At 44.4% G+C, this 12,929-nt stretch carries 10 protein-coding genes; 5 read left to right on the top strand and 5 right to left on the bottom strand.

Annotation, left to right across the window (positions count from 1 at the left end; all coding sequences use genetic code 11):
- Positions 1–59: 59 nt before the first annotated feature.
- A complete protein-coding gene (gene cas10d / locus QUA77_RS10080) occupies positions 60–2,774 on the bottom strand; it encodes a type I-D CRISPR-associated protein Cas10d/Csc3 (protein WP_333450032.1) in 2,715 nt (904 codons plus the stop codon).
- 35 nt (positions 2,775–2,809) lie between these two features.
- A complete protein-coding gene (cas3, locus tag QUA77_RS10075; protein ID WP_333450031.1) occupies positions 2,810–4,915 on the bottom strand; it encodes a type I-D CRISPR-associated helicase Cas3' in 2,106 nt (701 codons plus the stop codon).
- An 89-nt stretch (positions 4,916–5,004) separates the two neighbouring features.
- Here cas3 and QUA77_RS10070 point away from each other — a divergent pair, with 89 nt between their 5' ends.
- Positions 5,005–5,880: a WYL domain-containing protein gene (locus QUA77_RS10070; protein ID WP_333450030.1), complete on the top strand. Its 876-nt coding sequence runs from the start codon at positions 5,005–5,007 to the stop codon at positions 5,878–5,880.
- 174 nt (positions 5,881–6,054) lie between these two features.
- Here QUA77_RS10070 and QUA77_RS10065 read toward each other — a convergent pair whose 3' ends face one another.
- Positions 6,055–6,270 (bottom strand): hypothetical protein, encoded by a 216-nt coding sequence (locus QUA77_RS10065; protein WP_190731630.1) that lies wholly within the window; start codon positions 6,268–6,270, stop codon positions 6,055–6,057.
- Between the two features lie 264 nt (positions 6,271–6,534).
- Here QUA77_RS10065 and grxC point away from each other — a divergent pair, with 264 nt between their 5' ends.
- On the top strand, positions 6,535–6,849 hold the full coding sequence (gene grxC, locus QUA77_RS10060; protein WP_015178938.1) for a glutaredoxin 3: 315 nt from the start codon (positions 6,535–6,537) through the stop codon (positions 6,847–6,849).
- A 44-nt stretch (positions 6,850–6,893) separates the two neighbouring features.
- Here grxC and menD read toward each other — a convergent pair whose 3' ends face one another.
- On the bottom strand, positions 6,894–8,843 hold the full coding sequence (gene menD, locus QUA77_RS10055; RefSeq protein WP_333450029.1) for a 2-succinyl-5-enolpyruvyl-6-hydroxy-3-cyclohexene-1-carboxylic-acid synthase: 1,950 nt from the start codon (positions 8,841–8,843) through the stop codon (positions 6,894–6,896).
- A gap of 73 nt (positions 8,844–8,916) precedes the next feature.
- Between menD and QUA77_RS10050 the strand changes: the two genes are divergently transcribed.
- Positions 8,917–9,216: an antibiotic biosynthesis monooxygenase gene (locus QUA77_RS10050; protein WP_333450028.1), complete on the top strand. Its 300-nt coding sequence runs from the start codon at positions 8,917–8,919 to the stop codon at positions 9,214–9,216.
- Between the two features lie 55 nt (positions 9,217–9,271).
- Here QUA77_RS10050 and QUA77_RS10045 read toward each other — a convergent pair whose 3' ends face one another.
- Complete coding sequence (locus tag QUA77_RS10045; RefSeq protein ID WP_333450027.1) at positions 9,272–10,705, bottom strand: isochorismate synthase; 1,434 nt, start codon at positions 10,703–10,705, stop codon at positions 9,272–9,274.
- 382 nt (positions 10,706–11,087) lie between these two features.
- On the opposite strand from QUA77_RS10045, the gene menA reads away from it, so the two are divergent.
- Both menA and menH read left to right on the top strand, forming a co-directional pair.
- Positions 11,088–11,984: a 2-carboxy-1,4-naphthoquinone phytyltransferase gene (gene menA / locus QUA77_RS10040; RefSeq protein ID WP_333450026.1), complete on the top strand. Its 897-nt coding sequence runs from the start codon at positions 11,088–11,090 to the stop codon at positions 11,982–11,984.
- Positions 11,985–12,126: 142 nt separating this feature from the next.
- Positions 12,127–12,927 carry a 2-succinyl-6-hydroxy-2,4-cyclohexadiene-1-carboxylate synthase gene (menH, locus tag QUA77_RS10035; RefSeq protein ID WP_333450025.1) on the top strand — a complete coding sequence of 267 codons (801 nt, stop codon included), beginning with the start codon at positions 12,127–12,129 and terminating at the stop codon, positions 12,925–12,927.
- Positions 12,928–12,929 lie beyond the last annotated feature (2 nt).

The raw sequence follows: 12,929 nt of genomic DNA, 5'->3' as shown, positions 1-12,929 counted from the left end.
TGCCTACACAGTCTCTTATGCTTATTTTGTTAACTTTGTCAAGTTCATATTATACCAAATTAGATGAGCTTACCCTGATAAAGAGGACTGGTTTCTAAATCGCGTGCTAAATCTGACAATTTCCCCCAGTCGGGATTGCCATCTTTTTTGCGGTTGACTTCTAAGTGAATGCAGTAAGCGGCACTTAAAGCATTTAGCGGTGAAATTTTAGGCGGATTTGATGGCGGAGGCAAAATGCCGTCTAAGCGATATTCATCTTGCTTAATCAGAGAACGAATTGCTTGATGTTCGCCATCAATCACAACGGTTTTTTCAAAATCTGCACCGCTAATGAATGGCGGTACTGGCGACTCGGATGCCACTGTTTTGACATCGAGAATTAGCGGTAAAGCAAAGGCTAACCAAGTCGGCATTACCCAGGATTCGGTATCTGTGGCATCTTTTCCTGGTGGCAATGCTAGGAAGAAAAAGGTCAGCGGTTGATTGTCGGGATAGCTGATCTTGAAAGTGCGATCGTCTTCTGATTGCAAATTCTCCTGAATCAATAATGAATCAACCTGTTGATAATTGTCAAGGGTAAAATTAGCAATTTGTTTGTCAGTAATTAAATGCTTGCGGATATCAGCATCAAATCGCGTTCTGGCAATCCAACTGTAAGCTTTCTGAAGAAAATTGTTGGTTTCTGGAGTAAAGAAGTAAGCTGGGTAAAGATAGAGATAGCGATATTTGCGCCCTTCAAAGTCTCCTCCTGTGGCATTCGTTTGATTCATCAAAATTTGTCTCAACATAATCTCGATCGACCAAATCGAGCAAATCTGACGCTTGGCAGCTTGCGCGTTAAACAAAATTTGGCGGTTGCTGTAAACTTGGGGAGTAAACAAAGTCGCCGCTTCCATTTGTTCCGTCACAGTGTAAGCCGAACTCGACATCGCACAAACATTTTCGCGTCCTCTCCCTGTGATTTTGGCTGCACTGTACCGCGCCAATTCTAGTAAAAACGGATCGGTTTCGGGTTTGACAACTGCCCCCGTTGGCAAGGAAACAATGCGGCTGACATAAGTCCGCAAATCGTTCCAGCCGTCGGGAATTTCAAACTTAGCGGCGATGGGTTTGACGAGAGTGGTGGCATATTCAACCATATCGGTTAAGACGGCACGCACTTCAGTTTCATCTCGTCCTTTCTTTCGTTGAAAATACTGTGCAGCTAAGTAATACCAATCCAGAGGAACGCCGCCTGTTTTTTTGAGAGATTGAATTGCTTTTAAAGCGGGGATTTGGTCGGATAAACCTAAATGTTCCGCAAGTTTTTGAGTCAAATCTAATTCCGGCAGGCTTTGCCGTTTAGCTTTGGGCAATTCTTTCTGAGAATTACTCAAGCGTTCCTGCCATTTACTCCAAATACCCCGACACAGGATATCCCCAAATTCGGCTAGCCTATCAATCCGATAATCTTCGGGAAATTCCAGATTTAATTCACCGGGCAAATCTCCATCTTTTTGGAAACTTAGCAAGCTGTCGCTGCGTTTTTTGGCCGAGGATACTTTGGTGCTGGTAATGAGTTTGCAAGCTGCGTCGATGCTAACTCCCATGAGTTCGATTATATCAAAAAACAGCCAGTAGAATTCACCAAATTTAAAGCCTTTTCCGTCTCGACTAAATCCGGTTGTTTTGAGCTTCAATCTGTGGGCACAAAGGCTGCGAATTTTGGCGATAACTTGGTTAGGGATTTCAGCAGTTTCGATAGCCGGTGCATTGGTTTTAGCTAGATAAACAGCACCGTCTGGCAAGTAAAGCAGCGGCGTATAAAACTCTTTGGGGTGAGCGTCCATCAGAGCATTGTTGATGATATTTGTCAATACTCCGCGATTGTCTGAAAGCGAGTGATAGCTAAATTTAAGTTGTCCGTTGCTGAGGGAAGTCAAAACTTCAGATAAACCGTTAGCTTCGGCATCGCTGGGATGTTTCACTACTGAGGCAAATAAGTCTGAGAGTCTAACTAGATTGGCTATAGTTCCTCGGATTCTACCATCGAGTTTAGGCTGCAATCCGCGAATTTCCAGACCGCGATCGCTATCATATTTGACTCCGGCATTGTTGCTCATCCACACAATATCATCGATGTGCGATCGCCAATTGTCGCCTAATAAACTATCTAATCCAAGTTGTTGAATTTTGAGAGCAACATAATCGCGTCCAAAATTGGAGGCTTCGTCTTTATGAGGTGGTTTGTCTCGCCAGTCTCGGTTGGCAAATTTTCCCTCTAAATCGTTAGTTTTCAGCCATTTACAATAATCTGGAAACTTATCGAAGTCGTGCAGGATGTACGATGCTACGAACAAAGCTGTTTCTGTTTCACCGCAGTTGCGTTTAATAGGATTAGTTTCAGGTGTGTCTGTCTTGAGTTTCTTGAGAATTCGGTAAGTTGGGAATAAGCCGTTAAGCAGATGAGAAGTAAAGGATTGATCGTGTTTGCTGCGATCGACATTCTTGCCTTTTGCGCGCATATCTTCTGTAAATTGACCGCCTTTGGCTGTGGCTCCAACTAGCTGCTGAATCAGTTTTGGTAGGACATTTTCGGCGAAGGATTCTAAAAGGCGATCGCCCTGATTTCCTTCTGATTCTCGAATTGCTTCTTTAAACAGTCGAACTGTCAAAAGTTCGTATTCTGCAGGAGTTTCACTGTCATCATTGGCTGTAGAATTTAACTCTAATGGTTCGAGTGGCAATTCATCACAGTTATCGTCAAATAAAGATAGTTGTTTCCCGACCATCATTTTTTCTCCTATTGTTTAAATATTGCCGCAATTTTCTAGCAGATCCAGCCTTCATCCTCTTTTGGCTTCAAGTGCCAAATCAGCGTCTCTAACAAAAGTGCCGATCGCCCAAATGCGATCGTGTAAGGTGGTCTTCTTTCCTCTGGCTGGTCGCTTAAAGCATAAGCCTGAAAATGAATCGGCAATCCACACTTGGCTCGTAAAGTCATGCGATCGCGATCGGAGATATAGCACACTAGACCTCGTGTAGATAAAGCACTACTAATTTGGTTAATACCTGCTGTCACCTCCAAGCCTTTCAAAACTTGAACCTTACCAGACTTGGCAATTGCACTCAAATCGTCTCGCGAACAATAAAAGTGCCAATCTTCTCGCAATTCCCGATATCCAGTCAATGTCAAATAACACAAAGCTTTCTCAAACCGATTGGCTGCTAAGCCCGCCTTTTTAGCTCGCTTCATAAAATCGTCTTTTTCTATTAACTCAGGAGCCAAATGAAAGTTACTGAGTAAACTGGGGAGATTATAAGTTTTAAACCGTTCTTTCTCTGGCTCGTTGGGATTAGTCGTATCATAAATCGCACAATCTAACTGGCTGATGCCGCGAAAACTCCGGGCATCATCAATAACTTTTTGCTTGCCTTCACTCTGACAGTGCTTAATCTGTCCAAACTTTTTCTTGACACTAATATCTAGAGTTTTTTGGATATCAGTGCCGAAACCTTGAGCAGCATTAGGGTAATAACGAGACAGCCTCAGCAACTCAGAATATACGCAAGCTGACTGAATTCCTCCCCAGCGTTTGGGATATTGCTTAAACTCGTTGACATAGCCGTAATGCTGGCGGATAGCGTCGGACAAACTAATGCGATCGCGCGTTTCGCCATCTTGCAGCGGGTGATTTTCCGCCTCAAACAGCCTCTCTACAATAAAGTTGGGCAGCAAAGCATAAGCTTGATAAATGTCAAAGCCAGGATGTCTCCCCAACCTGCCAAAACGCTGAATAAAATTCCCCGCATCCGCCGCTTCAAATACTAAAAAGTTAATCCGAAAGTCAACCCCCACATCAATTGTCGATGTTCCCAGAAGTAAATCAGCATCTTCAACAGATTTAGATTTTTCTGTCTCGCCAGTCAATCCGGTATTTTCTCGGACTTTCAATCCCAGCGGTTCAAAAATTGCTTTAAACTTAGGAACTAAGGTTTTAACTGCTGCGATCGAGTTGAGAATGATTGCGCCTTTACTCCCAGGGTGAGCTTGAAAAAATTTCAAAATCGTTGTTTCAGCATTTTCGACAATCCAGTTATAACTGGAACGTAGATTGGGCTCTAACTTTTGCGGAAAACTCAAGTTAATCTGATAACTAATCTGCCGCCAGTTGTCGCCGTCTGCAAACTGATAACCTCCCTGCTTGACTGGATTGATGATGCGATACTTTAATCCAGCTTTAGATAAAAACTCCTCCAATAAATCGCTCGGTGTAGCAGAGAGGAATAAAAACTTTTTGCCGGGAAATGTGTGTTTAATTAACAGGATGGCATTGATGACGCTGGCAATTTGGGGAGATGAGAAGATGTGGAATTCGTCAAAGATAAATAGTTTGTAGTTGTCGTCTATCTTGGCAAACAGGCGATCGGGGTTATCTCCTTTACCTTCTTTGTTGCGCCGCAAGTAGCGGAAGTCGTGGATGTAGTGAAAGATATCGGGATTTGTTAGTAAAATTTCTGAGTTGTCCGCGCGATCGCACAATCCTGCTAATTTTGAAGAAAGTTTATTTGTGGCAATAAAATCCTCAAGAATCGCCGCATTCAAACGATAAATCTGCGGGTCGTTTTCCGGTTTAAACAGTGCTTTGTAGCCTCTTACCTGTTTTTCCTGATCGCGCGCCAGTTCGTTTGTCGGGTACATTGCTAAAGTGTACGTGCGATTGGTCACGGCTGCCAGAAAAGCTGCTAAACTTTTACCGTCCCCTGTCATCGCTGTATTGAAGACAACATCAATGGTTGGGTCTTGCAGTGCTTCGTAGGTTTCGACTTGATGCTGCGAGAGCCCGTCCCAGGCTGGAGGTAAGGTAATGCCTGATGGAAGCGTCTGGGCGGGACGTGAGTACACGGGTTTCAGCAGGATAGTGTAGGCTGTCATGGTTATCTGCCTGTCGCTTGATGCAATCTGTACTTAGATTAAACCTACAATGACACAGCTTTCCTAAATGTGCAAGTACATTTGAAAAAATGCCGCGAAAAAAAGAAGCACTCACCCTTTCAGTCCCGCCGGAAACCAAGGAACAACTAGAGGCGATCGCCCTTCGCCTCGGCATTTTTTGGGGCAAATCCCCCAGTGTGTCTGGGTTATTGGTCGCGATCGCCCAACACCGAATAGAAGTTGGTGAACCCTTCACCCTCAACTCCACCGAAGTTGCAGCCTTGCACCAAGCTGCTAAACTCCTTGTTGATTCAGGCCATCTTCGAGACGCGGAAGTCCTGGCAGCATTAATGTTAGATCGGGGCAACCTTGATGCTCCCCTGCGTCAATCAATTCTGCAACTGGTTAGTCAACCCAGCGAGGGATGGCGTCCCCGGGTCGATGAGCTCCGGAAGGCTCAACAGCCATTTCACCTCCTCTACCGCAATAACCAAGGAGAGGACTTAGAGTACACCGTGCGATACGCCGATGTGTCTTTTGAAGAAAAACGCTTTTACCTCAACATCTGGTGCGAAGAGACTGATGACATCAAAAATCCCGACTTTGCCGAACTCATCCACAACCGCTGTCTGCGCTTCGACAACATCAAAGCGATCGTCCCTATAAGTGGACACTGGCGGTGCGAAGGCTTAGATTATCTATTAGTGTACTTACACTTTCGGGGCGGACTGATCAAAGCCTATGAACGCAGAGTGGACAAGGATATTCAGGATGAAGTCTTAGGAGAGGGAAAAACCAAGGTGCGACAAGTCGTGCGGCACGTCTCTAATCCGTTTTGGTTGATTCGAGAGGTGTTTCGGTACGGCAAAGACTGCGTGATTGTCTCGCCCCAGAATGTGCGCGATCGCTTCCAACAAGAACTGATCGACCTCTGTCGCCAGTACAACCTGGAAATCCGCGATTAAATCAAAAAAAAGCAGCCGGTAAAGGCTGCTTTGACAAATAAACCGTTGTTGAGTTAGAGGAGAAAACTTTTAAATCGAATTCAAATTACTGCTGTTTCCACTCCTGCCTGAGTTTCCACTATTTTCATCTACCGCTGACTCACCCTGCCTTCAGAACAAAACTTCAAATCCCGATTAGAATGCTGCTGAAAGTTCGTTGACTACTTTCACTCGGCCTCTGAGCACCGCCCGCAGCAAGCGGTTGACACAGCCTCTGTCTTCGTCATTCAGAGAGTCGTCGAAGGTGGCGGCCATCAAACCGTAGCGATCCGCCAGAGTCAAAACGCCTGTATCGGTTACAGAAGCGAGGATTTCAGAGATAGCGCCGGGGAGGAGTTGTACGGGGTGCATGGCAGTGCGGTTGAATTCGATATATTTATCATCTTCTGGTTTCCTCAAAAGATCGGTGATATTAATGAGGCCGCGAATGTGATTCTCTAGGGTGAAAGCAAGTGATCCGAGTAGAGTAAAGTTGTGACTTGGGTCACAGAGCCACAGGTTGCCACAGGCAATTCCATCCCGCGCCGATGTTTGGATAGGACGTGGGGCTGACGGCATTTCGCTAAAATGATCGTTAATCCCCCAACCAGTTTAATTTTTACCCCAGTACCGAAAATGCTTGATTTTCTCAATCCCATCTTGGGCCGCAAGCCCGATCGCATCAAAGCCAATGTCGAAATCTATACTTGGCAAACCTGTCCCTACTGCATCCGCGCCAAAACTTTGCTGTGGTGGAAAGGCGTAAATTTTACGGAATACAAAATTGATGGCGACGAAGCGGCTAGAAAAGCAATGGCCGATCGGGCTAACGGACGCCGCAGCGTACCCCAAATTTTCATTAATAACCAACACGTAGGCGGTTGTGATGACATTCACAAACTTGATGCAGAAGGACAGTTAGATCCGCTGCTAGCTCAACCAGCAGTTTAAATTAGTGTAGGTTGGGTTTCGTTCCACCTGCTCAACCTACCAATTTACAAATCTTTGGCAAATTTACTTAGATTATCTTGCCGCCATTTAGCATCAGCGCGCCTGTCTGTTTGCAATTCTAAGACGCGAATCCCGCTATTTGGCAAAAAACTTAATTTTTGTTTGAACTGTTCCCAATCGTCTATTATCTCGTGTTCCACGCCATAAGTTGCACACAACTGAGCAAAGTTAATCTGCTGCGGCGTGGCAAAAAACTCTTCAAAGGGCGGGTCAAATTTGGCAACGGGCAACATTTCAAAAATTCCGCCACCGTTATTATTAATTAATATGATTGTCAGATGACCGACAAATTTATTTTTAATTAAAAAACCGTTCGTATCGTGCAAAAGTGTTAAATCGCCTGTTAGCATGATGCTGCTTTGATTGCGGTGAGCAACTCCCAAAGCTGTTGATAATGTGCCGTCTATGCCGTTAGCGCCGCGATTGACAAAAGGTTTTATTTCTAAGTGGTTTGGCTTCCAGAAAAACTCGACATCTCGGACGGGCATACTGTTGGCAATAAATATCGGTGTTCCAGGCGGCAAAAATTGGGAAAGCAGCCAGGAAACTTTGGGCTCGATTATGTGGTTAATTGTTGATATTTTTTGGTCTATTGTTTGTCTGACTTGGATTTCGGTGTTGCGCCAAAGTTGGAGGTATTCGTATGAGGGACAGGTTAGAACCCCCCCTAACCCCCCCTTGCTAAGGGGGGGGACAAGACTTGATTCCCCATTGGTCAGGGGGGGGATTTGATGGGAGATATTAGTGGTAGCAGGGGTTCGATCCCCCCCTAACCCCCCCTTAATAAGGGGGGGGACAAGAGTTGATCCCCCCTTAATAAGGGGGGGGACAAGAGTTAATATAGTTGCGAGATTAGTTGCGAGATTTTCTACCGAGGTTCGCAGGTGAATTGTTTGGCCGTGTAGGGGATCGAAGTTGTGGTGGCTGGGGTCGATTATGTAGCGTTTTGGTTGGGTTTTGTCTAGCCAGTTTCGCAGTTCTTTGCTTGTGGGTAAGTCTCCGATTTGAATGGCGATTTCTGGGGTTAATTTATCTGCTAGTTCGCGGTTTCGCAGGATTAAATCGTAGGTGGAAATTAGATAATGATTGAGTTGGGCGTAGTTTCTGACTGGGGATAGTCCTTCTGCTAAAACAGGCCAGTTTAAGGATTTGGAAATTTGGCCGATCGCACTACAGTATTTTTCGGGAAATTGAGGCTGGGAAACGCCTGCAATAATTATCCCTTTGCTGCACTTTTGCCACTGTTGCATTGTACTTCCTTCTCCCCCCCTTAACAAGGGGGGGCTGGGGGCGGTAGAGCTTTCTCCCGCGAAAATGGGTTCTAATCCTGCAAAGAAATCTTCGGGATTAAATTCTGTTTCTAAAGCTTCTACGGCTATGTCTGGAACGGGTATAAGCGGGTCGCGAAACGGGATGTTGAGGTGGACGGGGCCCGGTGTTGGAAATTGCGATCGCTCCCAAGCATACACGATCGTCTGCCGCAGATAGTCTAGCATTCCTCTGGACGCAGAAGGTATCGCTAATTCGGCTTGCCAGTTGGGATAATTGCCGTATAGTTTCACTTGGTCGATCGCTTGTCCGGCGTGACAGTCCCGCAGTTCTGGAGGTCGATCGGCGGTGAATATTAGCAGCGGAATTCGACTTTCTCTGGCTTCTATGATAGCAGGATAAAAGTTGGCTGCGGCGGTTCCCGATGTGCAAATTAGTGCGGTTGGCAAATAGGATTTTTTGGCAATTCCTAATGCAAAAAAACTCGCTGAACGTTCGTCGAGTATGGGAATAGTTTCTAGTTTTTTGTTTTGAGCAAAGGCTATTGTTAGCGGTGCCGATCGCGAACCGGGACAAATGACGGCGGTAGTTAATCCCAACCGCTGCAAAGTTTCTGCTAATACGGAAGCCCAGACGGTATTTGTGTTGCGAAAATCTATTGGCATTGCTAAACCTGAGTAGCTCAACTCTGTATTGTGCTAGGATATTATACTCAAATAATTGTCAGGATACATTTTTATGATTCTTGAGGCGGTTGTGCTTAATGTCAAATCTGGCTGGGAGGGTGATTTTGAGATAGCTTTTAGAGAAGCCTCCAGTCTGATATCGTCTATAGATGGATATTTATCTCACGAACTTCATCGCTGCACAGAAGTTCAAGGAAAATATCTATTATTGGTAAGATGGGAAAATTTAGAAGCTCATACAATTAGATTTAGGAATTCCGCTGAATATCAAGAGTGGAAAAGAATGCTTCACCATTTTTACGATCCTTTTCCCATAGTAGAACATTTTGAGGAGGTGAAAATTAAACATTAACACAGACTCAATCAATTAACTTGACAACTCTAGATCCTGCAAATTAGCTTAATTATTAGACTAAAGCATTTAAAAGTGGTTGTAATTTGAGCTGAATTTCTGCTAGTTCTTTCTCTGGTTCCGAACCCGCCACAATACCAGCACCAGCATAAAGTATAGCCCGATCGCCATCGATTAAAGCCGATCGAATTCCCACGGCAAATTCGCCGTTGCCGGTGCGATCGATCCAGCCGAGGGGTGCTGCGTACAAAGAGCGATCGCAGCTTTCGCAGCGGCGAATTTGTTCGAGGGCAACATCTCTCGGCACGCCCGCTACCGCTGGGGTTGGATGCAGTTGAGCTAAAATCTTTAATAAATGAATATCAGGGGGAATTTGAGCTGTTATAGGTGTCCACAAATGCTGAATGTTTGATAGTTGCAGCAGTCTGGGCACTGGGGAAAATTTGGGGGTTATGCCGAGTTTAGATAGGCGATCGACAATAAAGTCAATCACAACTTGATGTTCGCGAATATCTTTCTCGCTTTCTAGCAATCCTTGGGCTAATTTCGCATCTCCCGCCTCAGTTTTTCCTCTCGGTGCTGAACCTGCTAAAGCATCTGTTAATAACTGATTATTGTGAATGCTAATTAAGCGTTCTGGACTAGCACCGATAAAATTTTGTCCTTTGCCGTTACTGGTTGAAAATACATAGCAATCTGGATAGCTGAGGCGCAAGTTGTTTAATGAATCTATTAAACTGAAAGGGGTTTGAGAAATCACATTGATTGCTTGGGATAAAACAATTTTACTAAAATATTTAGAGGCGATCAATTCTAAAGCAGACTTGACTGATGTTTTAAATTGACTAGCATCATTGACGGGGATTTGTTTCAAAGATATCGAACTGTCGATCGCAGTTGTTAGTTTATGGTATTTTCGAGATTCAATTTTATCAAAGGTTTGCCAAATATTTTCAGCAATGTTTTTAACGTTTCGATCTTTTTCTATGATTGCATTTGCGACGAGAATGCAGCTATCTTTCTGTCTGGTAATTTGCCATTTTGGTAAAAATATGGTGGCGGGCGGAAAGTAAGAATTAGCAGCAATGTTCTCATCAAAAAAAGCAAAGCTACAAAAAAAGTGAGGGCCGCTAAATGGCAAGCGTTCCGCACCAATGGTAATTGTATTGGCAACTGTTGAACGAATAAAGTTTTGAGCTGCCACAAATCGATCGGTTCCTGCTACGGTGAGATGGATTGCCGAATCAAGGGCGGCAATTGCAAAACTTTTGCCGGCAATGGGGTCTCTTTTTTCAAAGTAAAAGTGCCGCTGACAAGGTTCGGAAATCTCTTGCAGTACAGCTAGCGGATCGAGGGGATAAATTTCCTGAGAAATACTAACTATTTTTGTGCGATCTTTTTCGGTTAAAGACTGCTGGCAATTTAACAGAAACTGATGCAGTTGATTGCGGTCTTGCAAGAGATTAGCGCGGTGCGGTATTACTGTCATGAAAGCGAGAATAGCAGATTTGTCAGATAGAGTGTGGGTTTGTCCGGCTAAAACCCCTATTTCGATCTAAGCACGGGAGGGCGATCGCAAAACACGACCTTTTGAGTTTCCCTCCCTGTTTGGGCTCTGTTGGGGAAAAAAACCGACCGTCGGGCGATCGAGCGAAACATTTAGACACAAAACTTTAAGATCGATCGGCTAAATTTCGCAAAAGTCGATCGCCCCCGCAGAGGTTTACAGACGGGCTACTTGCGCTGTTTGAGTACCGCCACAGCCTCTGTGTGGATGTCTGTCGCGCACTCAACCCGATCGAGAGTAGACTTTGTTCACCAATAAAATTGTAAAATTACTACGCTGCTATCAATTGAATCAAGTTTGTGTGATGACAACAAAGTTAATTGAACGTTCAAATAGTAAATTGTGGCTGGCGGCAATCAAGCCGCCCATGTACAGCGTTGCGGTGATTCCAATTTCAGTAGGAACTGCAATTGCTTTTGCCGAAACTCAAACGATTAATTCGTCAATTTTTTCGACATTTTTAATGTCAGCCATTTTGATTATAGCATGGTTGAATCTCAGCAATGATGTATTTGACTCAGAAACAGGCATCGATAAAAACAAAGCGCATTCTCTAGTTAACTTAACCGGAAATAAAGCTTTAATTTTCGGGCTAGCCAATCTGTTTTTAGCAGTTGGAGTGTCGGGAATTTGCGCCATAAGCTGGTGGCAAAAAGACCCAACAGTCATTTTGCTAGTAGTTTTGTGCTGTGCTCTCGGCTACACTTATCAAGGGCCTCCGTTTCGTCTTGGCTATCAAGGTTTGGGAGAAATTATTTGCTTTTTCACCTTCGGGCCGCTAGCCTTCGCCGCTGCTTATTACAGTCAAACTCAAACTTGGTCTGCCACTAATTTAGCGGCTTCTGCCATCGTGGGAATTACAACGAGTATCATTTTATTTTGTTCTCATTTTCACCAAGTTGAGGACGATTTGGCGGCGGGTAAAAAATCCCCAATTGTTCGACTCGGTACGAAAAAAGGTGCCCAGTTGTTGCAGTGGTTGTGCGGCAGCATTTATGTTTTGACTGTGGTATTTGTGGCTTTGGGAATGTTCCCAATTTGGACGCTGTTGATTTTTGGGAGTTTGCCATTTGCGATCGACCTTTGCCGCCATGTCACAGACTATCACAACCAACCGGTAAAGGTCAGCAACTCTAAGTTTATCGCAGTCACGCTGCATTTTTCGAGCGGATTGCTGCTGGCGTTGGGGTTTGTTTTGTAGATCGGGCGATCGAGAATTCCGGTAAAATTGAGGTATGGTTTGCTAAGTTGAGGGAGTTCGTGGAGTTGGCAGAGTTGGGCGACTTCTCAAAATCTTCTTTAATTCAGCAATTCGTACCTCACATTGAATCGTAGAATTGTCTATGAACAAATTTAATAATTATAACTTTCACTATTCCTTAACTGGCAACAAGAATCAGCCGACACTTTTATTTTTGCATGGATTCACGGGCAGCAGTCAAGACTTTAGCAGGGTCATTCCCTTACTTTCTAACAGTTATTGCTGCTTAGCAGTTGACCTTCCCGGCCACGGAAAAACCCAAGTCAACGGCGACGAAAGTTGCTACAATATGTCAAATACTGCCCAAGCATTAATCGAGTTATTGAATGATTTACAAATAGACAAATGTTTGTTGTTGGGCTATTCAATGGGGGGGCGATTGGCACTGTACATGACATTACATTTTCCCGAAAGATTCGAGAAAGTAGTGTTAGAGTCAGCTTCTCCGGGATTGAAAACAGAAAAAGAGCGATCGCACCGTCTGGAAGCCGATTTACAGCTAGCACAAAAGCTGGAAAATAGCAACATTAAAGATTTTTTATTGAACTGGTACGATCGCCCTTTATTCAAATCTTTAAAAAACTCTCCCAACTTCCACAAACTCATAGAAACCCGCTTAGCAAACAATCCCTTAGAGTTAGCCAAATCACTCCGCAACATGGGAACGGGCAACCAGCCCTCTCTCTGGGGAAAACTGGCACAAAATCAAATCCCTCTCCTCTTGCTAGCGGGAGAATATGATGATAAATTTACAACTATAAATACCGAAATTGCCAAATTGTGTCCGGCCGCCCTTCTGGAAATTATACCAAAAGCTGGTCACAATATCCATTTTGAAAATATCGATCAGTTTGGAGCAGTTGTGAGACAATTTTATGGTTAACT

The organism is Microcoleus sp. K5-D4 (assembly GCF_036704575.1).
Classification (GTDB): domain Bacteria; phylum Cyanobacteriota; class Cyanobacteriia; order Cyanobacteriales; family Microcoleaceae; genus Microcoleus.
This window is presented reverse-complemented; position numbering and strand designations above follow the sequence as displayed.